This is a genomic window from Sodalis sp. C49, from assembly GCF_046352915.1.
GTDB lineage: Bacteria > Pseudomonadota > Gammaproteobacteria > Enterobacterales > Enterobacteriaceae > Acerihabitans.
The window spans coordinates 1,136,933-1,163,005 of record NZ_CP163303.1 but is presented as its reverse complement, the minus strand read 5'-3'; the positions used below and the strand labels follow the sequence as shown (position 1 = coordinate 1,163,005).

21 protein-coding genes, 1 tRNA gene, 2 other RNA genes and 1 pseudogene are annotated in these 26,073 nt (G+C 56.1%); 11 read left to right on the top strand and 14 right to left on the bottom strand.

All coding sequences use genetic code 11. The annotated features are described in order from the left end of the window. Positions 1–173: 173 nt before the first annotated feature. On the top strand, positions 174–923 hold the full coding sequence (locus ABUK12_RS05130; RefSeq protein WP_410015267.1) for a MipA/OmpV family protein: 750 nt from the start codon (positions 174–176) through the stop codon (positions 921–923). Positions 924–1,012: 89 nt separating this feature from the next. Continuing rightward, a complete protein-coding gene (locus ABUK12_RS05125; RefSeq protein WP_410015266.1) occupies positions 1,013–1,867 on the top strand; it encodes an aldo/keto reductase in 855 nt (284 codons plus the stop codon). Between the two features lie 114 nt (positions 1,868–1,981). Here the strand turns inward: ABUK12_RS05125 and ABUK12_RS05120 are convergent, their stop codons facing one another. Both ABUK12_RS05120 and gapA read right to left on the bottom strand, forming a co-directional pair. Beyond that, positions 1,982–2,854, bottom strand: a complete 873-nt coding sequence (locus ABUK12_RS05120; RefSeq protein WP_410015265.1) for a D-hexose-6-phosphate mutarotase — start codon at positions 2,852–2,854, stop codon at positions 1,982–1,984. 87 nt (positions 2,855–2,941) lie between these two features. Further along, entirely contained in the window at positions 2,942–3,937 is a 996-nt protein-coding gene (gapA, locus tag ABUK12_RS05115) for a glyceraldehyde-3-phosphate dehydrogenase (protein WP_410015264.1), read from the bottom strand. Positions 3,938–4,287: 350 nt separating this feature from the next. On the opposite strand from gapA, the gene msrB reads away from it, so the two are divergent. Together msrB and ABUK12_RS05105 are read left to right on the top strand one after the other, a co-directional pair. Then, positions 4,288–4,701: a peptide-methionine (R)-S-oxide reductase MsrB gene (msrB, locus tag ABUK12_RS05110; protein WP_410015263.1), complete on the top strand. Its 414-nt coding sequence runs from the start codon at positions 4,288–4,290 to the stop codon at positions 4,699–4,701. A gap of 88 nt (positions 4,702–4,789) precedes the next feature. Further along, positions 4,790–5,062, top strand: coding sequence for a YeaC family protein (locus ABUK12_RS05105; RefSeq protein ID WP_410015262.1), 273 nt, complete (start codon positions 4,790–4,792; stop codon positions 5,060–5,062). Between the two features lie 74 nt (positions 5,063–5,136). Here ABUK12_RS05105 and pncA read toward each other — a convergent pair whose 3' ends face one another. The 3 genes and pseudogenes from pncA to sppA all read right to left on the bottom strand — a co-directional run bounded on the left by pncA (position 5,137) and on the right by sppA (position 8,752). Continuing rightward, entirely contained in the window at positions 5,137–5,772 is a 636-nt protein-coding gene (pncA, locus tag ABUK12_RS05100; RefSeq protein WP_410015261.1) for a bifunctional nicotinamidase/pyrazinamidase, read from the bottom strand. Positions 5,773–5,785: 13 nt separating this feature from the next. Further along, a complete protein-coding gene (gene ansA / locus ABUK12_RS05095) occupies positions 5,786–6,802 on the bottom strand; it encodes an asparaginase (RefSeq protein ID WP_410015260.1) in 1,017 nt (338 codons plus the stop codon). Between the two features lie 97 nt (positions 6,803–6,899). Then, positions 6,900–8,752: pseudogene (sppA, locus tag ABUK12_RS05090) on the bottom strand (signal peptide peptidase SppA). Between the two features lie 252 nt (positions 8,753–9,004). On the opposite strand from sppA, the gene ABUK12_RS05085 reads away from it, so the two are divergent. Together ABUK12_RS05085 and ABUK12_RS05080 are read left to right on the top strand one after the other, a co-directional pair. Beyond that, positions 9,005–9,556 carry an NAD(P)H nitroreductase gene (locus ABUK12_RS05085; RefSeq protein ID WP_410015259.1) on the top strand — a complete coding sequence of 184 codons (552 nt, stop codon included), beginning with the start codon at positions 9,005–9,007 and terminating at the stop codon, positions 9,554–9,556. 141 nt (positions 9,557–9,697) lie between these two features. After that, positions 9,698–11,650: a DNA topoisomerase III gene (locus ABUK12_RS05080; RefSeq protein WP_410015258.1), complete on the top strand. Its 1,953-nt coding sequence runs from the start codon at positions 9,698–9,700 to the stop codon at positions 11,648–11,650. Positions 11,651–11,728: 78 nt separating this feature from the next. Here ABUK12_RS05080 and ABUK12_RS05075 read toward each other — a convergent pair whose 3' ends face one another. The 7 genes from ABUK12_RS05075 to ABUK12_RS05045 all read right to left on the bottom strand — a co-directional run bounded on the left by ABUK12_RS05075 (position 11,729) and on the right by ABUK12_RS05045 (position 15,071). Continuing rightward, a complete protein-coding gene (locus ABUK12_RS05075) occupies positions 11,729–12,133 on the bottom strand; it encodes a pyrimidine (deoxy)nucleoside triphosphate diphosphatase (protein ID WP_410016556.1) in 405 nt (134 codons plus the stop codon). Further along, positions 12,133–12,939: an exodeoxyribonuclease III gene (gene xthA / locus ABUK12_RS05070; RefSeq protein ID WP_410015257.1), complete on the bottom strand. Its 807-nt coding sequence runs from the start codon at positions 12,937–12,939 to the stop codon at positions 12,133–12,135. Before xthA ends, ABUK12_RS05075 begins: the two co-directional genes overlap by 1 nt. A gap of 147 nt (positions 12,940–13,086) precedes the next feature. Then, positions 13,087–13,216, bottom strand: a non-coding RNA gene (locus tag ABUK12_RS05065) — RtT sRNA. A gap of 41 nt (positions 13,217–13,257) precedes the next feature. Then, a non-coding RNA gene (locus tag ABUK12_RS05060) (RtT sRNA) lies at positions 13,258–13,387 on the bottom strand. A 42-nt stretch (positions 13,388–13,429) separates the two neighbouring features. Then, positions 13,430–13,514, bottom strand: a tRNA-Tyr gene (locus ABUK12_RS05055). A 135-nt stretch (positions 13,515–13,649) separates the two neighbouring features. Continuing rightward, positions 13,650–14,498 carry a formyltetrahydrofolate deformylase gene (gene purU / locus ABUK12_RS05050; protein ID WP_410015256.1) on the bottom strand — a complete coding sequence of 283 codons (849 nt, stop codon included), beginning with the start codon at positions 14,496–14,498 and terminating at the stop codon, positions 13,650–13,652. Positions 14,499–14,564: 66 nt separating this feature from the next. Further along, complete coding sequence (locus ABUK12_RS05045) at positions 14,565–15,071, bottom strand: YchJ family protein (protein ID WP_410015255.1); 507 nt, start codon at positions 15,069–15,071, stop codon at positions 14,565–14,567. A 430-nt stretch (positions 15,072–15,501) separates the two neighbouring features. Between ABUK12_RS05045 and rssB the strand changes: the two genes are divergently transcribed. The 4 genes from rssB to ABUK12_RS05025 all read left to right on the top strand — a co-directional run bounded on the left by rssB (position 15,502) and on the right by ABUK12_RS05025 (position 20,023). After that, entirely contained in the window at positions 15,502–16,515 is a 1,014-nt protein-coding gene (rssB, locus tag ABUK12_RS05040; RefSeq protein ID WP_410015254.1) for a two-component system response regulator RssB, read from the top strand. A 205-nt stretch (positions 16,516–16,720) separates the two neighbouring features. After that, positions 16,721–17,623, top strand: a complete 903-nt coding sequence (gene galU / locus ABUK12_RS05035; RefSeq protein ID WP_410015253.1) for a UTP--glucose-1-phosphate uridylyltransferase GalU — start codon at positions 16,721–16,723, stop codon at positions 17,621–17,623. A 38-nt stretch (positions 17,624–17,661) separates the two neighbouring features. Next, complete coding sequence (locus tag ABUK12_RS05030) at positions 17,662–19,005, top strand: UDP-glucose dehydrogenase family protein (protein WP_410015252.1); 1,344 nt, start codon at positions 17,662–17,664, stop codon at positions 19,003–19,005. Positions 19,006–19,015: 10 nt separating this feature from the next. Then, complete coding sequence (locus ABUK12_RS05025) at positions 19,016–20,023, top strand: NAD-dependent epimerase (RefSeq protein WP_410015251.1); 1,008 nt, start codon at positions 19,016–19,018, stop codon at positions 20,021–20,023. Between the two features lie 261 nt (positions 20,024–20,284). On the opposite strand, the gene hns is transcribed toward ABUK12_RS05025, so the two are convergent. Then, positions 20,285–20,692 (bottom strand): histone-like nucleoid-structuring protein H-NS, encoded by a 408-nt coding sequence (hns, locus tag ABUK12_RS05020; protein WP_410015250.1) that lies wholly within the window; start codon positions 20,690–20,692, stop codon positions 20,285–20,287. A gap of 565 nt (positions 20,693–21,257) precedes the next feature. Here hns and ABUK12_RS05015 point away from each other — a divergent pair. Next, the gene (locus ABUK12_RS05015) at positions 21,258–21,878 is read left to right on the top strand and encodes a thymidine kinase (protein ID WP_410015249.1); all 621 of its coding nucleotides are present in this window, start codon (positions 21,258–21,260) and stop codon (positions 21,876–21,878) included. A gap of 443 nt (positions 21,879–22,321) precedes the next feature. Here the strand turns inward: ABUK12_RS05015 and adhE are convergent, their stop codons facing one another. Beyond that, positions 22,322–25,042, bottom strand: coding sequence for a bifunctional acetaldehyde-CoA/alcohol dehydrogenase (adhE, locus tag ABUK12_RS05010; protein ID WP_410015248.1), 2,721 nt, complete (start codon positions 25,040–25,042; stop codon positions 22,322–22,324). Between the last annotated feature and the right edge of the window lie 1,031 nt (positions 25,043–26,073).

Below are 26,073 nucleotides of genomic sequence, written 5' to 3'. Positions count from 1 at the left end.
GCGGCCTGTAGGGCTGTGGACCGATTTTGGCATAGTGTATATAAAATTAGGATATAATTTAGACGTTAATTGTTCTTTTCTGTAAATAATCGGCAAACGGCGTTGGTTTACTTTACACTTCACGTTTATATTGCGGTTTGTTCGTTTTTTTAACACTACGGGAAGCATCCATTGTGAAAACTCACCCATTATCCTTACTGAGTCTCGCGGTAGCCCTGGGCCTCTGCGCCCCGGTGGCAATGGCCGGCACCTGGTCCGTGGGCGCATCCGCGCTGCACGCCACCAGCCCTTATAAAGGCGCCGACGACAGAACAATCCCGTTTCCCATCATTAACTATGACGGGGACAGCGTCTACCTGCAAGGCCTGAGCGCCGGCTATTATCTGTGGAAGGATGCGCAGAACCAGCTGTCGCTGACGGCCGAATATTCGCCGTTCGGCTTCAAGCCCAGCGACAATGATTACGGCTATATGAAGCAGTTGGATAAGCGGCGCGGAACCGCCATGGCGGGGCTGCGCTATAAGTATACGGCGCAATGGGGCATAGTTCGCGCATCCTATCTGGGCGATATCCTGGATAACAGCGATGGATTTACCGCCGATCTCGCTTATCTTTATCCTTTTACATTCGACCGGTTGACCCTGTTGCCCGGCATCGGCGCCAACTGGGCCAGCGATAACCAGAACGATTACTATTATGGCGTCAGCCGGCATGAATCCAGGCGCAGCGGCTTGGCGGAATACCAGGCCGACGACGGATGGTCGCCGTACCTGGAGCTGACGGCGGTTTACGCGTTGAACGAAAACTGGAATGCCTCGCTGATGGCGCGCTATACCCGGTTGAGCGATGAAGTGAAAGATAGTCCGATGGTGAATGCCAGCGCGACGACGCTTATCGGGGTAGGGATGACCTACCGCTTTTAAATGGTGCGCACCATGCTTCATTGGGGTGCATTTATGCGCGGGCGCACCAATCAGGTGCGCCCGCGGTGTTTTATACAACAGGAGGAACTATGGCCAGTAAACAGGTGATTTTTCCCGATGGGCATACCCTGCCCGCGATAGGTCAGGGCACCTGGTATATGGGCGAACGGTCCAGCGATATCCAGGCTGAGACGCGCGCGTTGCAGTATGGACTCGACCTGGGGCTGAGCCTGATTGATACCGCCGAAATGTACGCCGACGGCGGCGCGGAGCGCGTGGTGGGCCGGGCGATACATGGCCGGCGCGAAGAGGTGTTCCTGGTGTCGAAGGTCTATCCGCAGAATGCCGGTGGCGCCAAGGCGCAGGCGGCATGCGAAAACAGCCTGCGCCGTCTGCAAACCGATTATCTTGATCTGTATTTATTGCACTGGCGCGGCGGCATTCCGTTGTCCGATACCATCGCCGCCATGGAGACGCTGCGCCAGGCGGGAAAGATCAAACGTTGGGGCGTGTCGAACCTGGACGTGGCGGATATGGAGGAACTGTGGTCGCTGCCGGGCGGCGATGCCTGTATGACGGATCAGGTGTTGTACCATCTGGCCTCGCGCGGTATTGAGTACGATCTGCTGCCGTGGTGCCAGGAACGGGGAATGCCGGTGATGGCATACTGTCCGCTGGCGCAGGCCGGCAAGCTGCGTAACGGGTTGATGGACAATCAGGCGGTACAGCGTATCGCCGGCGAACTGGCGCTTACGCCGGCCCAGGTGTTACTGGCATGGGTGATACGGCGTCCGGGGGTGATTGCTATTCCCAAGGCGGGAAGCCGGGCGCATGTGAAGGAGAATGCCAGGGCGCTGGAGGTGGTATTGAGCGCGGCGCACCTTGATGAATTGGATCGCGCGTTTCCCGCGCCCCAGCGCAAAACCCATCTGGATATCGTCTGATCTTAGCGACGACCCGAGAGGACCGGCCCGGCCCCACCGGCACGCTTTCCCGGTAACAGGTTCGCTGCAGTTTAGCGTGGGCGGCCCTGGCCGCCATGGGGCCGTAAGCCGCGGTCAGGCTTTACGTAGGCTGATAACCGTCGCCAGGCGCGCGGGGGCGGCCGGCGTGGCTACCAGCGGTTTATTGACGCGAGCGGTTTCCACGCAAACATAGGTTTTATAGCCCTCGTCCGTGATATCGCTGATTTTTTTCGCCAATTCCGCGCCGGGATTCCAGGCTACCACGTCGCTGTAGTGGTGATGATGGATTTCGATGACGCGTTTATTGCCCCGGTCGTTAATCAGGCTGATGTCCTGCGGGTGGGTATATACCCGATCCACTTCGCCGCTGAACGTGACGTCGCCCTGCTGTTGCGCGGTAACGCCGCCGTTCACCTTGTCGATATAGCTGTTGCCCAGTCCGCTTACGCTGACGTCGTTAATATCCTTGATATTAAAATAGCTGTGCAGGGCGGCGGTGTTCTGGAAATCGCCTTTGGCTTCCAGTTCGATGCTGCAGGTGCGGCCCAGGACAAATGTCGCGGTCAGGGTAAAGGGTTTCGGCCAGTATTGCTCGGTAACGGCGCTGTCGTGCAGGCTGAGGGACAGAGTGACCTGCTGATCGTTTTCCTGATGGACGTCGAGATGCCAGGGCAGGATACGCGCAAAACCATGGTTGGGACTGGCTACCTTGCCGAACCAGGGCCAGCAGACGGGCACGCCACCGCGAATGGCCACGCCATCCTTGAATTCGCTGCTGTCGCTTAACCACAGCACCGGTTCTTCGCCTGCGGGCTGCCAGGCCACCAAATGGGCGCCCTGCAGGGTAACCGCCGCCTTGACGCGCGGATGATCGATGACGATAACCGGCAGTTCATCCATCTGACGCAAGCTGATGGAGGATGAGAGCTGCTCTTTGACGGGTAACGCAAAAACAGAGTTATGCATACATGAGCCTTGTGAAGTTAAGCATTGGAATCAAATAAAAAGGGCGACATTGCTGTCGCCCCATAAGCCGTTCTTTATCGACAATGATTACTTGGCGATATGGGAAATCAGATCCAGTACTTTATTGGAATAACCCGTTTCGTTATCGTACCAGGCTACCAATTTTACAAAATTCTTGTTCAGCGCGATGCCGGCTTTGGCGTCAAATACCGACGTCAGTTTTTCGCCGTTGAAATCGGTGGAAACCACGTCTTCATCGGTGTAGCCCATTACGCCTTTCAGTTCGCCTTCGGACGCTGCTTTCATCGCTGCGCAGATTTCTTCATACGTTGCGCTTTTTTCAATGCGCGCGGTTAAATCGACAACGGAAACGTTCGGGGTCGGAACACGGAAGGACATGCCGGTCAGTTTACCGTTCAGCTCGGGGATAACTTTACCCACGGCCTTGGCGGCGCCGGTTGAGGACGGAATGATGTTCTGGGACGCGCCGCGGCCGCCGCGCCAGTCTTTATGGGACGGGCCGTCGACGGTTTTCTGCGTTGCGGTGGTGGCGTGTACGGTGGTCATCAGCGCTTCAACGATACCGAATTTATCGTTAAGGACTTTGGCCAGCGGCGCCAGGCAGTTGGTGGTACAGGAAGCGTTGGACACGATATCCTGGCCATCATAGGATTTATGGTTCACGCCCATGACGAACATCGGGGTATTGTCCTTGGAAGGGCCCGTCAGGACCACTTTCTTAGCGCCGGCGGTGATGTGCTTGCGGGCGGTTTCGTCGGTCAGGAAGATGCCGGTGGCTTCTGCAACCACGTCAACGCCAACGTCACCCCATTTCAGGTTAGCCGGATCTCTCTCAGCGGTAACACGGATGGTTTTGCCGTTTACAACCAGATGGCCGTCTTTCACTTCCACGGTACCGTCGAAACGACCGTGAGTTGAATCATACTTCAGCATGTAAGCCATATAGTCGGCGTCTAACAGGTCATTGATGGCGACGATTTCGACATCGTCACGTTCCTGCGCAGCACGGAAAACAATACGGCCGATACGGCCAAAACCGTTGATACCTACTTTGATAGTCATATATTCCACCAGCTAATTATTAGTGAATAAAAGGTTACTTGTAAACTTACAAAAACCTCGCGCAGCGTCAAGCGGAATCGTGTCAATTATTGCTGCAAATCAAACGTAATCACACCATTTGAACGTAAATTGTCCGTTCCGCCGCCCGCACAGCTACGAATAAGATGGGGGCCGTAGCCCGCCATTTAAACTGCACCTGGCAGCTAAATGTGACATGCATCACACTTACCGCTCACGTCGTTTCTCGCCCTCTAGTTTAAGCTAAAAATCATCCCGGTGTTGTTAATTATTTGTTATAATAAGCCGGTTCAAAACCCTTATCATTCATTCACCGCCTGAGAATCGCACGTATGGCTAAAAATGATCCCGATCGCATCGTCCCCGACCATCTGACCGATATGCAGCGCCACGTCACGCAGGAGCGGGGCACCGAGCCGCCTTATAGCGGTAAGTTGCTGGAAAATAAGCGCACCGGCCAGTACCACTGCCTGTGCTGCAACGCGCCGCTGTTTTTTTCTGCAACCAAATATGACTCCGGCTGCGGCTGGCCGAGTTTTTACGAGCCGGTTAACGAGTCCGCCATCCGTTATCTGGACGACAACTCCCATGGTATGCATCGCGTGGAGATCCGCTGCGGCAATTGCGATGCCCATCTTGGGCACGTATTCCCGGACGGGCCGCAGCCCGGCGGCGCCCGTTTTTGCGTTAACTCCGCTTCGCTGCGTTTTAAGGACCAGGAAAATGGCGAAGAAATCGACGGCTGATTCGCACGTAACACACCCGCGCGTATCGCTGCCGGCGGAGGCAAGCTTTATCGATTCAGCTAATTATTCTTATGATAAGGAATAAATCGTGGACGTTGATGCGCTACTGGCTAACCTGACGCCTGACATCTACCAGCGCCTGAAAACGGCGGTGGAACTGGGCAAATGGCCCGACGGCGTTCCCCTGACCGCCGAACAAAAGGATAACTGCCTGCAAATGGTGATGCTGTGGCAGGCCCGTCATAATCATCAGCCGGAGCATATGAGCATCGGCACCGACGGGCAAATCGTGATGAAAAGCAAGCGCGAGCTGCTTGAGGAACTGACCGGGCGACCGGTGGCGCGTATCAAGCCCGAATAGCGCGGCCACCCCGGCAGGCGCTGCCGCGTCACCATGCCGGGAAACGCCTATCCTTCGCCGGCGCCGCTTCGCGCTCAGACGCCGCGCATCATCTCATCCAGGGTCACCAGCCTGGCGCCGTGGCGGCGCATTTCCTCCAGCGCCCTTTGGCTGTCGCCGGCGTCCAGGTTGACGCCGCGGCATCCTTCGGTGAGCACGTCGGTGCGATAGCCCAGCGACAGCGCGTCAAGCACGGTGAACTTTACGCAATAGTCGGTCGCCAGCCCCATCACCGTCAGATGGGTGATATCCAGCGCGCGCAGCCAGTCATCCAGCTCGGTCTGCTGGCGATGGCCGTTATCAAAAAACGCGCTGTAGCTGTCTATCTCGGGCTGGCGGCCCTTGAGGATCTTCTTATCAATCCATTGCTGATGCAACTGCGGGTGCAACTGCGCCCCGGGGGTATCCTGTACGCAGTGCACCGGCCACCATACCTGGCTGAGACCGTCCAGCATGCCGGTATCGCCCACCCGGGCGCCGGCGTTGACCGCAAAACTGCCGTGCTGGCGTGGATGCCAGTCCAGCGAGGCCGCCACCGGGAAACCCGACCGGCGGCAAAAGGCCATCGCCTGGTTGGCGACGCTTATCACCGCGTCTCCCTCGGCGACCGCCAGCGCGCCGCCCGGGCAAAAATCATTTTGTAAATCGATCAACAGTAAGGCGCTGTTCATAGATCTCTCCCGTTCACTCTTTAACGGTTAACTCCCCGCGCAGGTTTTGCTGCATCAGACGGCAAATATCGGCGGCCGGCAGCGACTGGCTCAATAAAAAGTGCAGTTTGGTCAGGGTGGCCTCGACGGTCATATCAAATCCGCTGATAACGCCGGCCCGCGCCAGGGCGTTGCCGGTAGCGTAGCCGCCCATATCGACCCGGCCGGAAAAACATTGGGTCAGGTTGACCACGATGCTTCCGCGCGCCACCGCCTGGCGCAATTCATCCAGCAGCGCCGGGTGCTGCGGGGCGTTGCCCACGCCGTAGGAGCGCAGGATCAGCGCTTTCACCGGCTGGCGTAAAAAATTGCCCACCACATCGGCGGAAATGCCGGGATAAAGCGTGACCACCCCGACCGGCTGCGGCGTGATCGGATGACTGATAAGCACGCCGTCGCCCCCGGGCGGCAGCGGGGAGGCCATGCGGCGTATATGGATGCCCGCTTCCAGCAGCGGCGGCAAATTGGGTGAGGCAAACGCGTCGAAACCGTCGGCGTGGGCTTTGGTGGCGCGGTTGCCGCGAAACATCTTATTGTTAAAAAACAGGCTGACTTCATTCACGGGATAGTTGGCCGCCAGGTACAGCGCGTTGAGCAGATTGGTCTGGCCGTCGGATCGCAGTTCCTCCAGCGGGATCTGCGATCCGGTGACGATCACCGGCTTATTCAGGTTTTCCAGCATAAACGACAGCGCGGAGGCGGTGAACGCCATGGTGTCCGTGCCGTGTAAAATAACAAACCCATCATAGCGATGATAATTTTCCGCGACATCCTGGGCGATATGTTGCCAATCGTCGGGCGTCATATCGGAGGAGTCGATCAGCGGCGTGTATTCATGCACGGTGAAATCGGGCATTTCCGGGCGATAGAATTCCGGCATCAGGGCCAGCTGACGCTGCAGATGCCCCGAGACCGGGATATAACCGTTTTCGGAACGTTGCATACCAATGGTGCCGCCGGTATACGCAACATAAATGGATTTTTTTGACATGAAGGGACAGGCGTTGACGGGATAATACGCTAATTATACGTCCTGCAGGCAATAACACCAGCCCCGGACGGGGCTGGTATCGGTTGGGGCGGCCAGGTTATTGGACGTCACCGCAGGTAAGGCAATAGGCGTAACGGTTCTGGGGGTCGTTCAATTTCGGAAACGCGTTGGCCTGGGTGGAAAACAGGGCGGAAACCTGCGCGGCCGGCGCCGGCAGGAACGCCTGGATCATGACGGGCAGATGCGCATAAACCGCGGCGCTGGTTTGCGACATGACCATATCAAGCAGGCTCGGCTCATCCAGATACCAGTTCAGGTAGTATTGCTGTAATTTCGCCAGTTCGGCCGCTTTCGCCACCGCGTCGTCAAAATCCCCCAACTGATCGACCAGGCCGTTGGTCTTGGCATCGCTGCCGACCCAGACATGACCCTGGGCAATCTTATCGACCTCCTCGGGAGATTTGTTCCGCGCCTTGCCCACAAGCGTAATAAAGTTCTTGTAGCCGTTCTCGATGTTGAGCTGCATCATCTGCGAAAATTCCGGCGGCAGCGCCTTGGTCATCGACAGATCGGCCAATGGCGAGGTGGCGACGCCATCGGTATGGACGCCTATGCTGCCCAGGGAATCCTCGAAGGTGTTGATAACGCCGAAAATACCGATCGAGCCGGTGAGGGTGCTGGGACTGGCGATGATGTAGTTGGCCGGGGTGGAAATCCAGTAACCGCCGGATGCGGCCATGCCGCCCATGGAAACCACCACCGGTTTACCCGCGCCGCGCGCCGCCTCGAGCTCGGAACGGATCATCTCGGAGGCGCTGACGCTACCGCCGGGACTGTTAACCCGCAAGACGATGGCCTTGACATCGGGATCCAGCCTGGCGTCGCGGATCTGGCCGGCGGTCGTGTCGCCGCCGACCGACCCCGGGGTTTCCGGGCCGTCGATAATGGCGCCGTTGGCGAAAATCACCGCAATCTGGCCGCCTTTTTGCGGTTGCCGCGGCGTCTGGTAATCATAAATACTGACGGCGTTAAACGCGTTTTTTTGCTTGTTCCAGCCAAAGGCCTTGGTCATTTCCGCTTCGATGCCGCCACACGGGAGGCCACGGTATCGACCCACTTATTCGCCAGCGCGAACTGCGCCGTATCGCCGTCGACGGACCGCAGGCCGGCCACCATCGCCTGGGCGCCGGGGAACAGCTGATCAGACGTGATCTGGCGGTTTGCGGCCACGGTATCTACATAGTGCTGCCATAACTGGCCGAGCCAGCGGCTGTCGGCGTCACGGGCGGCGGGGGACATATCATCGCGCAGGAACGGCTCCACGGCGGATTTATAGGTGCCGACCCGGAAAATATGGGTATTGACCTTCAATTTATCCAGCAGTGATTTGTAATACAGATTATTGGTGGCCAGACCATGAAGATCCACCGCGCCCTGGGGCGTAAGGTAGATTTTATTGGCGAAGCTGGCCAGGTAGTACTGCGCCTGGTTGTAGCTGTCGCCGGCGGCATAGATCGGCTTGCCGGAGTCGCGGAATTCGCGCAGCGCCTTACCGATATACTGCAGCGAGGCCTGGTCCGCGCCGGCGAAATCCTTCAGCGAAAGCACCAGGCCGGTAATGTTGCCATCGGATTTTGCCTGGCGCAGCATATCCACCACGTCAAACAATGAGTTTTCCTGCAAACGGTTACTGGATGCGCCCAGTAATTCACGGCCGATTTGCCGTAATTTATTATTGACCGACGGCTTTTCGACCACCACCCCGGTAAGATCCACCAGTAGGGCGCCTTTGCCCGGCTCCGGCGCCGACCGGTGCAATTGCAGGTAAATACCTACGCAGACGACAATAATGAAAATAAGAAACAGGTTCAGGATAAATTCGCGGATGAAATTTAACAAACGCCAGCACCATCTGAAGGGGCCGGATATTATTCGCCACAATGTGCGCATGTGTGCTCCATAAAAACTACGTGTGCAGGAATCATAATCTAAAATCAACTCAGCAACGTTTAACCATCAACGTTACGATGGCTGAATAGTCGTCACAATGCCGATGAGAGTGTGTTGTCAGGTATCCTAAAGATCCCCCCGCTAAAAGTCAGCATTAAAGATAAGAAAAAATCCGCTTAAAAAGCGTCATACTGTTTCCAACCAAGGGCATATGTTACCGTAGCGGTCGTGCCCACCATCAGGAGTAAGGTAATGGATGCATTAGAACTTTTGTTAAACCGGCGTTCGGCGTCACGACTTGCCGAGCCGGCGCCCGCCGGCGACGTCCTGGATAATATTATCCGCGCCGGCATGCGCGCCCCGGATCATGGCGCGCTGCAGCCGTGGCGCTTTGTCATCATCGACGGGGAAGGGCGTACGCGTTTTAGCGAACTGCTGCACCAGTCGGCACTTGAGGCCGGGCTGGACGAAAAGGGCGTGGAAAAAGCCCGGCAGGCGCCGTTCAGGGCGCCGATGATTATCGCCGTACTGGCCTGGTGCGATACCCAGACCAAAGTTCCACGATGGGAGCAGGTCATTTCGGCGGGATGCGCAGTGCAGGCGATGCAGATGGCCGCCCTGGCGCAAGGCTTCAACGGCATCTGGCGCACCGGCCTGTGGGCGACGGCGCCGGCCGTGAAACAGGCGTTCGGCTGCCGTGAACAGGATGAGATCGTCGGCTTTTTGTATTTGGGTACCCCGCAGTTGAAAGCCTCCACCACTATCCTGGCGCCGGATACGGAGCCGTTCGTGCGTCACTTCTAGCCGTTCCCGGCGGGCCGGCGTTGCGCGATGTGCCCGCGCCGCGCGCCGGCGGCGCGTGGCGCGGCCTGGCCAACAGTGGTATCCTGATGCCCGTAGATCCGGCCCTGGCGGCCTGTGTAAGAGTAAAATAGAGGGTGCGCGATGCAGCTTTTTATTGCTGAAAAACCCAGCCTGGCCCGGGCGATTGCCGATGTCCTGCCGCAGCCCCACCGCCGGGGAGACGGCTATATAGCCTGCGGACCGGACCATGTGGTGACCTGGTGTATCGGTCATCTGCTTGAGCAGGCGCAGCCCGACGCGTATGACAGCCGCTATGCCCGCTGGTCGCTGGCCGATTTACCTATCGTGCCGCAAAAATGGCGGCTGCAGCCGCGGCCATCGGTGCAAAAACAGCTAAATGTGGTGAAAAAGCTGCTGGCCGACGCCGCGGAAGTGATCCACGCCGGCGATCCGGACCGCGAGGGCCAACTGCTGGTGGATGAGGTGCTGGATTATCTGGCGCTGAGCGGGGATAAACGTCGCAATGCCAAACGCTGTCTGGTCAACGATCTCAATCCGCAGGCGGTCAGCAAGGCTATTTCCCGTCTGCGCGAAAACCGCGAATTTATTCCGCTGTGCGTTTCCGCGCTGGCGCGCGCCCGCGCCGATTGGCTTTACGGCATCAATATGACCCGCGCTTATACCCTCCTGGGCCGCAACGCCGGCTATCAAGGCGTATTATCCGTGGGTCGCGTGCAGACGCCGGTGCTGGGGCTGGTGGTCAAGCGCGATGAGGAAATCGAGAACTTTGTGCCGAAAACCTTTTTTGAGGTTAAGGCGCATATTGTGACACCGTCACAAGAACGCTTTGTCGCCCTGTGGGTGCCCAGCGAGGCCTGCGAATCCTATCAGGACGAGGAAGGACGCCTGCTGCATCGCGCCCTGGCCGATCATGTGGTTACCCGTATCGCCGGCCAGCCGGCGCGCGTAACCCTGTATCAGGATAAGCGGGAAGCCGAGGCGCCGCCGCTGCCGTTCTCGTTGTCAACCCTGCAAATCGAGGCGGCCAGGCGCTATGGACTTAGCGCCCAGCAGGTGTTGGATGTCTGCCAGCGCCTGTACGAGACCCATAAGCTGATTACCTATCCCCGTTCGGACTGCCGTTACCTGCCGGAAGAACATTTTGCCGGGCGCCAGGCGGTGCTTAACGCCATCCAGGCCCACCAGCCGGACCTCATGACGCAGGCAACACTGGATAAAGACCAGAAAAACCGCGCCTGGGATGATAAAAAGGTGGACGCGCATCATGCCATCATTCCCACCGCCCGCGGTGGCAAAACGACGCTCACCGAGAACGAGCATAAGGTGTATGCGCTGGTGGCCCGGCAATATTTGATGCAGTTTTGCGCCGATGCGATGTTTCGCCGCTGCGTGATCAATCTGGATATTGCCGGCGGCAAGTTTGTCGCCAAAGCGCGCTTTCTGGCGGAAGCAGGATGGCGCACGCTGCTGGGCGGCAAGGAGCGCGACGAGGAAAATGACGGCACGCCGCTGCCGGTGGTGGCGAAAGGGGATGAACTGCTGTGCGAGTCGGGGGAAGTGGTGTCCCGCGAGACCCAGCCGCCGAGGCCGTTCAACGATGCGACGCTGTTGTCCGCCATGACCGGTATCGCGCGGTTTGTGCAGGATAAGGAATTGAAAAAAATCCTGCGGGCCACCGACGGGCTGGGCACCGAGGCCACCCGCGCCGGCATTATCGAGCTGCTGTTTACCCGCGGGTTTTTAGTGAAAAAAGGGCGAAATATCCTCTCGACCCCCACGGGACGCGGCCTGATCCATGCCCTGCCGCCCAGCGCCGCCAGCCCGGATATGACCGCGCATTGGGAGGCGACCCTGACCAAAATCAGCGAAAAACAGTGCCGCTATGAGGATTTTATGCAGCCCCTGACCGCTACCCTGCAAAGTCTTATCCAGCAGGCGCGACAGCAGCCGGCGCCGCCGTCACTGCGCGGCCTGCCGCCTGCCGCTGCTAAGGGAAATACGGGCACGACCGGCAAAAAAACCTTCCGGCGCGCGCCCCGCGGTACGCCAAAACCCCAGGCGGGCGCCGCCTGAGGTATTTTGTGACGCCGTCACATTTTTTCTGCCGGCATGGCCATAAAAAATACCTGTGCCCGGCGTTGGCCGCGCGCCTTATTGCCTGCGTATACGTATAAAAGCCTGTAACAGCGGCCCATCCGCGGGCGCCAGCGCATAGGTGGCGGCAACCGCCGGTGGAAGCCAGGCAATTTCACTGTGACAGTGTAACGATATCCTGCCGCTAAAAGCCGTCACGTGCCAGGCGTGCAGCTGGATATGGCGGTCGGGCAGCGTAAGGCGTTCGCTGCCGATATACGCGCCGATTAGGGCGTCGATAGACAACTCCTCTTGTAACTCGCGCCGCAGCGCCTGCTGCTGGCTTTCCCCCGCCTCCTGTTTGCCGCCGGGAAATTCCCACAGGCCCGGCTGATCGCGTCGGGCATCCCGCCGCGCCACCAAAATGCGGCCGTCGCGCTCGATAATGGCCGCCACCACCTCAATGACCGGGGACGGCGCAATCACAGCGTGAAATCCGCCCAGACCGGCGCATGATCGGACGGTTTTTCCATGGCGCGGATAGCATAGTCGATGCCGGTGGCCGTGCAGGTCTGCGCCAGCAACGGCGACGCCAGCAGCAGGTCGATGCGCAGTCCGCGATTTTCATCAAAGCCGCGCGAGCGGTAATCGAACCAGGAGAACCGGTCGGCGCTGTCGGGAAATTGCTGGCGGAAGGTATCAACCAGGCCCCAGGTCTGCAGACGTCCCAGCCATTCCCGCTCTTCGGGCAAAAATGAGCATTTGCCGGTGCGCAGCCAGCGTTTACGGCTTTCCTCGCCGATGCCGATATCCAGGTCGGTGGGACTGATATTCAGATCGCCCATGATCAGCAACAGGGATTGCGCATTGTGGTGTTGTTCAACGTAGTGTTGCAGATCCTGGTAGAAACGCTGCTTGGCGGGAAACTTAACCGGATGATCGCGGCTTTCCCCTTGGGGGAAGTAGCCGTTGACCAGCGTCAGGATGCCTTTCGGGGTAGCGAAATCGGCCATGATAATGCGGCGCTGGGCGTCGGCCTCGTCCGTCGCGAACCCGCGGCGCAGCGCCAGCGGCTGTTCGCGGCACAGCAGCGCCACGCCGTAGTGGCCTTTTTGGCCATGGTAATAGACGTGGTAGCCGTGGCGGGAGACCTCTTCCAGCGGGAACATATCGTCATGCACTTTGGTTTCCTGCAAGCCGATAACGTCGGGCTGATGCTGCTCGATAATGGCCTCGAGCTGATGGGGCCTGGCCCGTAGCCCGTTGATGTTAAAGGAGACAAACTTCATTTTGTGCGCCATCAAGGAAGTGATACGTGATGGTAGCAGAAAAAAAAACGGTTATAAACGATGGCGAACCTGGCGAAGGTTTCATCCTCCCCCCAACGGGAAGTCGGTAATCCTGGGTGCTGTGGGAATGTATGCGGCGTATGCAGATGGTGGTGGGGGAAGGAATATTCGTCGCTGCGCTCCTCACCCTGCGGGCCGATGCTGGCGCATCGTTGTCTCGCTGCGCTCGGCTCGAACCTTGGTCGAAGGTTCTCATCCTCCCCCCAACGGGAAGTCTGTAATCCTGGGTGCTGTGGGAATGTATGCGGTGTATGCAGATGGTGGTGGGGGAAGGATGATTCGTTGCTGCGCTCCTCACCCTGCGGGCCGATGCTGGCGCATCGTTGTCTCGCTGCGCTCGGCTCGAACCTTGGTCGAAGGTTCTCATCCTCCCCCCAACGGGAAGTCTGTAATCCTGGGTGCTTTGGGAAATAATGAGGCGTATACAAGATGGTGGTGGGGGAAGGATTCGAACCTTCGAAGTCAGTGACGGCAGATTTACAGTCTGCTCCCTTTGGCCGCTCGGGAACCCCACCTGGCTCAGAAATGAATATCTGGTCAAGCGGGGCGCATCATATCAAATAAGACGGCACTGTAAAGAACAAACTTGCGTTAAATGATTCACTTGCCGTTTTTTTCGGCACAAGGCGGCAAAACCGCCCTGGAACCCCTCACAAGATAATGGTGCGGTTACCGTAAACAAAGACCCGCTGCGCCAACACCCGGTACAATGCCCGGCTCAGGACGTTTTTCTCGACGTCGCGGCCGGCGCGCATCATATCCTCCGCGGTATAGGTATGATCGACGTTAATCACGTCCTGGCTGATAATAGGCCCCTCGTCCAGATTATCGTTCACGTAATGGGCGGTGGCGCCAATGATCTTTACGCCGCGCTCGTAAGCCTGGTGATAGGGCCGCGCGCCGATAAAGGCGGGCAGGAACGAATGGTGAATATTGATAAGCTGGTTGGGATAGCGGCGCACAAACGTAGGCGTCAGCACGCGCATATACTTGGCCAGGACCACATAATCAGGGTGGTAGCCATCGATCTGCTCCGCCATGCGCGCATCGTGCTCTTCGCGGGTAAACCCTTCGTGGCTGACCAGATGAAAGGGGATTTCAAACCGCTCCACCAGCGTGCGCAGCGTCTCGTGATTACCGATCACCGCGGCGATGTCCACATCCAGCCCGCCGTAGGTGCTTTTCATCAGCAAATCGCCCAGGCAGTGCGCCTCCTTGGTCACCAGGACCACGATGCGGCGGCGCCCGGCCTGGTTCAGCTCGCGCACCGTGCCGGCCGGTAAAACCCGATCTAGGTCGGCCAGCAGCCGCGCGTCGTCAAATACGCCTTCCAGCTCGGTGCGCATAAAAAAACGCCCGCTGCGATGATCAACATATTCGTTATTTTGCACGATGTTTAAATGATGGCTGAAACAAATACTGGTGATTTGCGCGATCAGGCCTTTTTCATCCGGGCAAATGGTGCGTAAAATTTTTCTTTGTATAGTTTGCGACTGCATTAACTTGCTGATCCTGTCGAAGCCGATGATATGTCATGAAAAGCATACCGGAACGAACCGGCCGGGTCAGCGTCCACAACACTTCTTGTATTTGTTACCCGAGCCGCAGGGGCAGGGCTCGTTTCTGGCGGGCTGCTTATGCAGGCCGTCGACATAATACCAGCGATCGTCCATGCGGACAAAGCGTGAACGTTCATGGATAAAGCCCGGCCGCTGCCGCTGCTCATCAAAAAAGCGGGCGATGAATTCAACATAGCCTTCCTGCGCGTCCCGGCCGGCGGATTCCGCCTTGACCAGAAGCCCGCGCCATTGCGTTACCGCGCATTGGGCGGTTAATTCAGCGCGCCAGCGCGCCGCTTCGCAGTCCGGATGCCAGGTGGCAATCAGGTAATCGACGTTACGTTGCGTGAACGCGGTATAACGCGATCGCATTAACTGGCCCGGCGTCCGGGGCGGGCGGGCGCCGCTGATAAACGCAGCGCAACACTGGTCCGGAGGCAGGCCGCTATCGCATGGGCAAAGAATATCCACAACACCTCTTGTCACGACGGCAAAGCCGCCTTGTATTACCATTGCTACCGGTCAGATCCGGCGCCGGGTACGGCGCGCGGACTGTAAAGACGCTATTTTATGCCATACCTCAAGCCAAGGCAAAAAATCAATGATTTTGAACAAAAAAGCATATGGTTTTACAACGAAAAGGCTATTTATCCTTGTCAAAATATGCCGAAACCGCCATCATTTTGCCCGGAAAGGGTGCATTTTTACCTAATGACTACTACGCTCCTTACTTAAGCAACATCATTTTAACGCCGTCGAGAAGGTTATCCGGCTTGTTGAATGGGGTATCAGGGGATAGGTCGGTAACCAATGTAGCCGATTGCTGTTCAAACGCAGGAACGCATAAATTATAAGCAACACACTAATCAGCCCCTGAGATTTCTTAAAAGTAAAAGTGGTCTGCTTGAGCCGCTGTTAAGCTGATTGGAAAAAGAGGTTTTTGATGGCGAAGCCGTTAGTAAACAAACAAATTTTAGTTGTTGAGGACGAGGCTGTTTTTCGCTCCGTACTGACGCAATTTCTTCAATCGCTGGGGGCCGTTGTTCATGAAGCATCCCATGGCGGCGAAGCGCTGAGCATGCTGCCTATCACTAAACCGGACCTGGTAATCTGCGATCTTGAAATGGCCGAAATGAACGGCCTGACGTTTGTGGAGCGTTTCCGCTCGGTGGATGCCGCCACGCCGGTATTGGTGGTTTCCGGTACCGATCAGATGACCGATATCGCCAAGGTCCTGCGGCTTGGGGTGCAGGATGTGCTGCTCAAGCCCCTTGATGATTTTGTCCGTCTGCGGGAAACCGTGCTTGGCTGCCTTTACCCCGATATGTTTACCTCGCAGGTGGACGAAGAAGAGCAACTGTTCCAGGACTGGGACGCCTTAAGCCAGCACCCCGGCGCCGCCGCTAAGCTGCTCAAGCAATTGCAGCCGCCGGTGCAGCAGAATATTGCCCGCTGCCGGGTGACCTACCGGCAGCTTACCATGGCCGAGCAGCCTGGACTGGTGCTGGATATCGCCGCCTTATCCGAGCACGATTTGGCCTTCTATTGCCTGGATGTGACACGGGCGGAGGAAAAAGGCGTTTTGGCCGCCTTGCTGCTGCGCGCCTTGTTTAACGGGCTGCTGCAGGCGCATCTGGCCAATCGCGCCCATCGCCTGCCGGAGCTTACCACCCTGTTGAAACAGGTGAACCAACTGCTGCGCAAGGCCAACCTGGACGGACAGTTTCCCCTGCTGGTGGGGTACTACCACCGCGGCCTGAATAACCTGATTCTGGTATCGGCGGGGTTGAACGCCACCCTCAGCGCCAATGAGCAGCAAATCCAGCTCAATAGCGGGGTGCCGCTGGGCACGATGAGCGGCGCCTATTTAAACCAGGTGAGCCAGCATTGCGACGCCTGGCAGTGCCAGGTCTGGGGCGCGGGCGGCAGATTACGGTTAATGCTGTCCACGGAATAATCGCATCCTGCGGCATGCGTTGCAGGTTGCCGTTTATTTGACCAGCCAAGTTATTAATTTATAACCCGTTCTAAAATGGGTAATTGTCCTAATTTCTTCACAAACCCCTCCTTTCATCAGGCACCTTCTTCGTAAACTGATATACTTGATAGGTTTAAAATTAGATAAAAAATTTATTATCTTGATGATAAGAGAGAGGTGGTTGATGTCTGCAATTAATACCAAAGTAAGAAAAGCGGTGATTCCTGTGGCCGGTTTGGGAACGCGTATGTTGCCGGCGACCAAGGCTATACCGAAAGAAATGCTACCTTTAGTCGATAAGCCCCTGATTCAATATGTTGTCAACGAATGTATCGCTGCCGGCATTAACGAAATTATCCTGGTCACCCATTCTTCTAAAAATTCCATCGAAAACCATTTTGATACCAGCTTTGAGCTGGAAGCCATGCTGGAAAAACGCGTTAAGCGCCAGCTGCTGGCTGAAATCCAGGCCATCTGCCCGCCCCACGTCACCATCATGCAAGTGCGCCAGGGCCTGGCGAAAGGGCTGGGACATGCGGTTATGTGCGCCCATCCGCTGGTGGGCGACGAACCGGTGGCGGTTATCCTGCCGGACGTCATTATCGACGAATACGAATCCAACCTGAAAACCGAAAATCTCAGCGAAATGCTGGCGCGCTTCGCCGAAACGGGCCGCAGCCAGATCATGGTTGAACCGGTGGAAGACGTAACCAACTACGGCGTGGTGGATATCCAGGGCAAAGAATTGAAACCCGGCGAAAGCGCGCCGATGGTCAACGTGGTGGAAAAACCCGCCGCCGAGGACGCGCCGTCCAACCTGTCGGTGGTGGGCCGTTATGTGTTGTCCGCCGATATCTGGCCGCTGCTGGCTAAAACGCCTCCGGGAGCCGGCAATGAAATCCAGCTCACCGACGCCATCGCCATGCTGATGGAAAAAGAAACGGTGGAAGCCTATCACCTGAAGGGGCTGAGCCACGACTGCGGCAATAAACTGGGTTACATGGAAGCCTTCGTCGAATATGGCATTCGTCATGAAAGCCTGGGCAAAGAATTTACCCAATGGCTAAAAGAAACCATCGTGGATTGATTTTTTTTTGAGCGCATTTTTTTACCAGGAATTTCAACATGAAAGTGACTGTGTTTGGTATCGGTTATGTTGGTTTGGTGCAAGCGGCGGTACTGGCTGAAGTGGGTCACGACGTGCTTTGCGTCGATGTCGACGCGCGTAGAGTCGAGAATCTGAAAAACGGCAACATCCCCATCTATGAACCAGGGCTGACCCCGCTGGTGCAGCAGAACTACGAATCAGGCCGGCTGCAGTTCACCACCGACGCCAAGGCCGGCGTTAGCCACGGCATCATGCAGTTTATCGCGGTGGGCACCCCTCCCGACGAGGACGGCTCGGCGGATCTGCAATACGTCACCGCGGTGGCCCGGACCATTGCCCAGTATATGGACGATCATAAAGTGGTGCTGGACAAGTCCACCGTACCTGTCGGCACGGCGGATAAAGTTCGCGCCGTTATGCAGGAAACCCTACAGGCGCGCGGCAGCAAGCTGACTTTCGACGTGGTCTCCAATCCCGAGTTCCTTAAGGAAGGCGCCGCGGTGGCCGACTGTATGCGTCCCGAGCGTATCGTGGTCGGTACCGATAACGATGACGTGGTTGAACTGCTGCGTGAACTTTACGAACCGTTCAACCGCAATCATGACCGTATGATCCTGATGGATATCCGCAGTGCGGAATTAACCAAATATGCGGCTAACTGCATGCTGGCCACCAAGATCAGCTTTATGAACGAGATCTCCAACCTGGCGGAGCTGCTGGGCGCGGATATCGAGAAAGTGCGCCAGGGCATTGGCTCGGATCCGCGTATCGGCTATCACTTTATCTACCCTGGGTGCGGCTACGGCGGTTCGTGCTTCCCTAAAGACGTGCAGGCGCTGATCCGCACCGCCGAGCATATCGGCTACCAGCCCAAACTGCTGCAGGCGGTGGAAGACGTTAACTACCAGCAAAAGGATAAGCTGCCGCAGTTTATCAAGCGTCATTTCGGCGACAATCTCGAGGGCAAAACGTTTGCCTTGTGGGGCCTCTCCTTCAAGCCCAACACCGACGATATGCGCGAAGCCTCCAGCCGGGTATTAATGGAAGCGCTATGGCAGGCCGGGGCGCAGGTACAGGCTTTTGACCCGGAAGCGATGGACGAAACCCAGCGCATCTACGGCCACCGTGCCGACCTGAAGCTAATGGGCACCAAGGAAGCCGCGCTGCAGGGAGCTGATGCCCTGGTTATCTGTACCGAATGGCAAAATTTCCGCGCGCCTGACTTTGATATGCTGAAATCGGCGTTAAAGCAGCCGGTCATTTTCGATGGACGCAACCTGTACGATCCGGAACGCCTGGCCAGCCGTGGTTTCACGTATTACGCCATAGGTCGTGGGGCTTCGCTCGCGTCTTATAAGTAAGAGGGGCCTCATGAAATTTTTGGTCACCGGCGCCGCGGGTTTTATTGGTTATCACGTCAGCAGGCGCCTGCTTGCTGACGGCCATCAGGTCATCGGCATTGATAACCTGAACGACTATTACGACGTCCGCCTTAAGCAATCGCGGCTGCTGCAATTGCAGGGCGACACCGCCTTTACCTTTCATCGGCTGGATTTAGCCGACCGCCAGGGAATGGCGTCCCTATTCGCCGGGGAAGGGTTCGAACGCGTGATCCATTTGGGCGCGCAGGCGGGAGTGCGTTATTCGCTGGAAAACCCCCTGGCGTACGCGGACTCCAACCTTATCGGCCATCTGAATATACTGGAAGGGTGCCGTCACAATGGCGTCGGGCATTTGCTTTATGCCTCATCCAGCTCGGTATATGGCCTGAATCGTAAAATGCCGTTTTCCACTGACGATACGGTGGATCATCCGGTGTCATTGTACGCGGCGACGAAAAAAGCCAATGAGTTAATGTCTCATACTTATTCACATCTTTATCAACTGCCAACCACGGGTCTGCGTTTTTTTACCGTATACGGCCCCTGGGGCCGGCCGGATATGGCATTGTTTAAATTTACCGAAGCCATGCTTGCCGGCAGACCTATCGATGTGTATAACCGCGGCGAGATGCGGCGTGATTTCACTTATATAGACGATATCGCGGAAGCCATTATCCGTTTGCAGGATGTCATTCCCACGGCGGACAGCCAATGGACGGTGGAAACCGGGTCTCCCGCCACCAGTTCCGCGCCGTATCGCGTATATAATATCGGCAATAGTCAACCGGTCCAATTGATGGAATACATCAAGGCGCTGGAAAATGCGCTGGGCATTAAGGCCGAGATGAATTTATTGCCGATGCAGCCCGGCGATGTGCTTGAAACCAGCGCGGATACCGCGGCGTTGTACGCAGCCATTGGTTTTAAACCGCAGACGGAGGTAGCGGAAGGAATACAACATTTTGTCAATTGGTATCGTGATTATTATCACCAATGACTTTAGGGGGATGTTGCGATTAATGTCAAAAAGGCGACCTTCAGGTCGCCTTTTTGTGAGCGCTGCCCGCTAACGGTTAATCACTCCACCGGCGGCGGCAGTAAAGGACAAATTGCCTGGCACCCGGATCGAACGCCAAATGTTTCTTATGCTAATAATGCTGCTCATAATTTATGCACATTATGAGCTGAGGTTTGCTTACCGGTAAAAAAAACACCCGCTGAGTATTCAAACGGGTATTTATAATAGCGGTAATTTGGATTAAAGCAGGAAATCGTCCAGCGTCTTGCCTTCATCTTCAATAGACTTCTTGATGACGGCAGGCGTACGGCCTTGGCCGGTCCAGGTTTTGATTTCACCGTTTTCATCGGTGTACTGATATTTAGCCGGACGTGCCGCACGCTTGGTTTTACCCGTTGCTTTAGAAGCGCTCATGGTTTGCAGCAATTCATTCGGATCGATACCGTCGGCAATCAGCATTTCACGATATTGCTGTAATTTGCGGGTGCGTTCTTCGATTTCAGCCTGTGCTTGGCTGTCTTCCTCACGGCGTTCGTTGACAACGACCTCAAGTTTCTCCAGCATTTCTTCCAGAGTCTCCAGGGTACATTCTCTCGCTTGCGCACGCAGAGTTCGGATGTTGTTAAGAATTTTAAGTGCTTCGCTCATTGTCCTAATCTCGAATAATATAAATGGGGCGTCGGGGTAATAATAGAGCGGTAGTTTCTTTTCTGCAATAGCTAGTTTGTAAGTAAAGTAAAAAATAATCTTTTTTTTAAACCACCGCAGCCAAACGACAGTAAATATAAGGCTTGGGGCGAGTAACGACAAATTGATTCGCCATGTTGCGTTTTTCCCCTACTGCACTTTATGGAGCGCATATTGCACAAGACGTTTCATTATGAGCCATGTTTATATCAGGGGGAAATAGCAGGGTTATAAGCCCCCCATTAACCTCCGCCGGTTAATGAAGGTCCGACCTGGCGCCGGGGTAAGCGCGCCTGGCAAATGACCGGAGGGTGAATGGTAAAGTAGCCTGTAAATGATTCAATAAAATTACACTATTTTTATTCATTGCGGCGGGGGTGCCTTATTAGACCCAGCCCGGCTAACCGCCGCGCAGGGCGGGGGGAGTGAATCCGACGCGGGGCGGGGTGGGCCTTTGTGTTAAAGAATATGATACACTTATGGTCATATTAATTATGTCATGATTTTTCACCGGGGTATGGGGCTGATGGCTCAACTATATTTTTATTATTCTGCGATGAATGCGGGTAAATCGACGGCGCTGCTGCAATCTTCCTATAATTATCAGGAACGGGGCATGCGTACGCTGGTATTTACCGCGGAAATAGATAATCGCTTCGCGCGCGGGCAGGTCCGTTCCCGTATCGGCCTTTCCTCGCCGGCCGAGCTATACCGCCCCGATACCGATTTACTGGCCGTCATCACGCAGGCGCATCAGCTTGAGCCGTTGCACTGCGTGTTAGTCGACGAAAGCCAGTTTTTAACCCGGGAACAGGTTAACGGGTTGTCCGATGTCGTGGACCAGCTCGATATTCCGGTGCTCTGCTACGGCTTAAGAACGGATTTTCGCGCGGAATTGTTTCCCGGCAGTCAATATCTTCTTGCCTGGGCGGATAAATTGATTGAACTGAAAACTATCTGCTATTGCGGTCGCAAGGCGAACCGGGTATTGCGGCTAAATGACGAGGGTAAGCCCGTGCATGATGGGCAACAAGTGGTTATCGGCGGGGATGAGCGTTATGTCTCCGTTTGCCGCAAACATTACAAACAGGCGCTGGAACAGGATGTGTCCGTGCCAGGTTACACGCGCCTGACGCCGTCGGCTTAGGTTCACGCCGGTCCCGACCGGCGGCGAACCCGCCAGGCAGGCAGCCCGCGCGCTTAAACCGCCCAGGCGGCGCGCAGCGGCTGCCAATGGCCGGGCCTGGGCGTCGGCCGCGCCCAGGCCCGGGAATCCCGTGTCGGGGCCTTTAGGGGCCTTCAGCGGTCTTTGTCTACGAGTGGCGGCGTTGCCGGCGAAAGCCGGGAACGGTATTGAGGACTGGGCGGTGGGACGCGCCGGGGACGGCAAAAGGCAGGCAAGGGCACCCGGAGTTATGAATACCCCGTACGGCGCTGGCGTTGCGATAGCGCGTTAAACGGCCCAGGCGGGCCGTAGCGCGCATCCCCAGGCGGGGGCGCAGTGATAGCGCTGCGGACACAAAAAAGCCCCTTACGGGGCTTTTTGGCGTTTCCCCCGCCGGAACGGGGGACTAACAGGCATCAGCAGTATCAGCTGGTGACTTTCTTGCCTTTCTTCTCGGATTTCACGACGTCATTTATCGTCGCTTTGATATTACCGACAGGGGCGGGCGCATTGGCCGCCGCGACGGCGTTTTCAAAGGGTTCGACGAATTTACGGCCATAGTAGGTATCCATCAGGATTTGCTTGAGTTCGGCAATCAGCGGATAACGCGGGTTGGCGCCGGTACATTGGTCATCGAACGCATCTTCCGACAGCTTGTCGACTTTTGCCAGGAAGTCTGCTTCCAGCACGCCGGCTTCGCGAATAGAGGTCGGGATGCCCAGGTCTGCCTTGATTTCGTCAAGCCAGGCGAGCAGATTCTCGATCTTCTGCGCGGTACGGTCGCCCGGTTTGCTCAGGCCCAGATGGTCCGCCACTTCGGCGTAGCGACGGCGTGCCTGCGGACGGTCGTACTGACTGAACGCGGCCTGCTTGGTCGGGTTGTCGTTGGCGTTGTAGCGGATCACGTTGGAGATCAGCATAGCATTGGCCAGGCCATGGGGAATGTGGAATTCCGACCCCAGTTTATGGGCCATGGAGTGACATACGCCGAGGAAGGCGTTGGCAAACGCGATACCGGCGATGGTGGCGGCGTTATGCACGCGTTCACGGGCCACCGGGTTCTTGGCGCCTTCATGATAGCTGGCCGGCAGGTATTCTTTAAGCAGCTTAATGGCCTGCAGCGCCTGGCCATCGGAAAACTCGGTGGCCATAATGGACACATAGGCTTCCAGCGCATGGGTTACCGCATCCAGGCCGCCGAAGGCGCACAGGGATTTAGGCATGTTCATCACCAGGTTGGCGTCGACAATCGCCATATCCGGCACCAGGGCATAATCCGCCAGCGGGTATTTCTGGCCGGTGGCGTCATCGGTGACCACGGCGAACGGTGTAACTTCCGAACCGGTGCCCGAGGTGGTGGTAACCGCAATCATCCTGGCTTTTACGCCCATTTTCGGGAACTTGTAGATACGTTTACGGATATCCATAAAGCGCAGCGCCAGCTCTTCGAACGGGGTGCCCGGATGTTCGTACATCACCCACATGATCTTGGCGGCATCCATCGGCGAGCCGCCGCCGAGGGCAATGATGACATCGGGTTTAAACGACATCATCTGCTCGGCGCCCTTGCGCACGATGCTCAGGGTCGGATCGGCCTCAACCTCGAAGAACACTTCGGTTTCAATGCCGTGGTTTTTCAGCACCGAGGTAATCTGGTCGGCATAGCCGTTGTTGAACAGATAGCGGTCGGTGACGATAAAGGCGCGTTTTGCGCCGTCGCTGGCCACTTCGTCCAGGGCGATCGGCAATGAACCACGACGGAAATAGATGGATTTAGGAAGCTTATGCCACATCATATTTTCAGCTCGCTTGGCCACGGTTTTCTTGTTGATGAGATGCTTGACCCCGACATTCTCGGAGATCGAGTTCCCGCCCCAGGAACCACAACCCAGCGTCAGGGATGGCGCCAGCTTGAAGTTATAGAGGTCGCCGATACCCCCTTGGGAGGCCGGGGTGTTGATCAGGATGCGCGCGGTCTTCATCTTGTCGCCGAAAAAATTCACGCGTTCAGGCTGGTTATCCTGGTCGGTGTACAGACAAGAGGTATGGCCGATGCCGCCCATCTCCACCAATTTTTCCGCTTTGATCACGGCGTCTTCGAAATTCTTGGCGCGGTACATGGCCAGCATCGGCGACAGTTTTTCATGGGCGAAGGGTTCTGAGTCGTCCACGACGGTCACTTCACCGATCAGCACCTTGGTGTTGCCCGGCACTTTGATGCCGGCCATATCGGCAATCTTCGATGCCGCCTGGCCGACAATGGCCGCGTTAAGCGCGCCGTTTTTCAGGATGATGCCCTGAACGGCCTTCAGTTCCTCGCCGCGCAGCATATAGCCGCCATGGCTGGCGAAACGTTCGCGTACGGCGTCATAGATTTCGTCGACCACGATAACCGACTGTTCGGAGGCGCAGATGACGCCGTTATCGAAGGTCTTCGACATCAGGATGGACGCTACCACGCGTTTGATGTCCGCGGTTTCATCCACCACGACCGGGGTGTTGCCGGCGCCGACGCCGATGGCAGGCTTGCCGGAGCTGTAGGCGGCCTTGACCATGCCCGGACCACCGGTGGCGAGGATCAGGTTGACCAGCGGATGATGCATAAGCTGGTTGGATAATTCCACGGTCGGCTCGTCTATCCAGCCGATGATGTCTTTCGGCGCACCGGCGGCGACAGCGGCCTTAAGCACGATTTCCGCCGCGCGGTTGGTGGCGTTCTTGGCGCGCGGATGCGGCGAGAAAATGATGCCGTTGCGGGTCTTCAGACAGATTAACGCCTTGAAGATAGCCGTCGATGTCGGGTTGGTGGTAGGCACGATACCGCAGATGATACCGATGGGTTCGGCGATGGTGATAGTGCCGAACGTATCGTCCTGGGCCAGGATGCCGCAGGTTTTTTCATCTTTATAGGCGTTGTAAATATATTCGGAGGCAAAATGGTTTTTAATCACTTTATCTTCGACGATGCCCATACCGGATTCGGCTACGGCCATCTTGGCGAGGGGGATGCGCGCATCGGCGGCGGCCAGGGCGGCGGCGCGGAAAATTTTATCCACCTGCTCCTGGGTAAAATTGGCATATTCGCGCTGGGCTTTTTTGACGCGTTCTACCAGCGTATTAAGTTCAGCGACATTAGTAACAGCCATAATGCTCTCCTAATAAATGTTAAAATTTTGGGTTAGATTGTTAAACTCTTTAAGTAAAAAGCCTGCCCGCCTCGCCCACAAAGATATATATGACTAATATTATATCAGTTAGTCTATCTGCCCAATCAGGGATATGCATTGGCACAATGAGCTTTTTACTTAATGAGTTTCTTCAATCACCTACTTTAACAAAAAATTCAGTTAAATTGCCGCTTTTTTATGCTTACCCGGCTTTGCGTTAAAGGGATCTTAAAGAGTATTACCGCAGTTATATGTGATACATATCACAAATTATGCATGCTGACTCCATTCAGCAGGGAGGGGTAGCCGCAAAAGTTACACAGGTGCCTTAATTACGTTAACCGATGAAATGTCGGGATAAATACGATTACAATTAATTAACAAACTGGCTGCAAAATTCGCCCCAAATAGCGATTTACCGCCGGGGGAGAAAGCAAAACGGCAGGCCGCCAGAAAAATCCACCTTAACATTGCCTGCCTAACCCCGCGCAGCGATGCTCATAACGGTCAGCATCAAAATAGGACAAAACATGCACGGAATTGGCCAAAATGCACCATAAAGCATCAGCGTATATTAACTGCGCAATGGGATTTTGTCGGCATAATGGGAAATTAATCGTGCTTTATTTCAAAACGATAGCGGGTTTTATCGGAATTTTCCGGATTTTTTTTCAGCCTAAGCGGCAAAGGGTCTTGTCACAATGCTACTCAGATGTTATTAGTGTTTATTCACGCATCATTAGGCGTTTATTCTCTTTACAGGCCATAAATTGACCTTATGTGTTTTTATGTAACAAATGATTAAATAATAATTATTTTTCCATGTAAGGCTGATATTTTTTGATGCCATGATAACTGTAAATAACTTCTTGCCAGGCCTGTGTCCCACCCGATTGCTGTTTTTGCCGGCGCCGCGCCGGCTTGTTTCCTTTATAGCCTTCACCAATAAGGAATACCGCTTCTTTGCCTTGTGGTTTCGTTCACCATAATTGGCGTGGGAGTTGTCATAC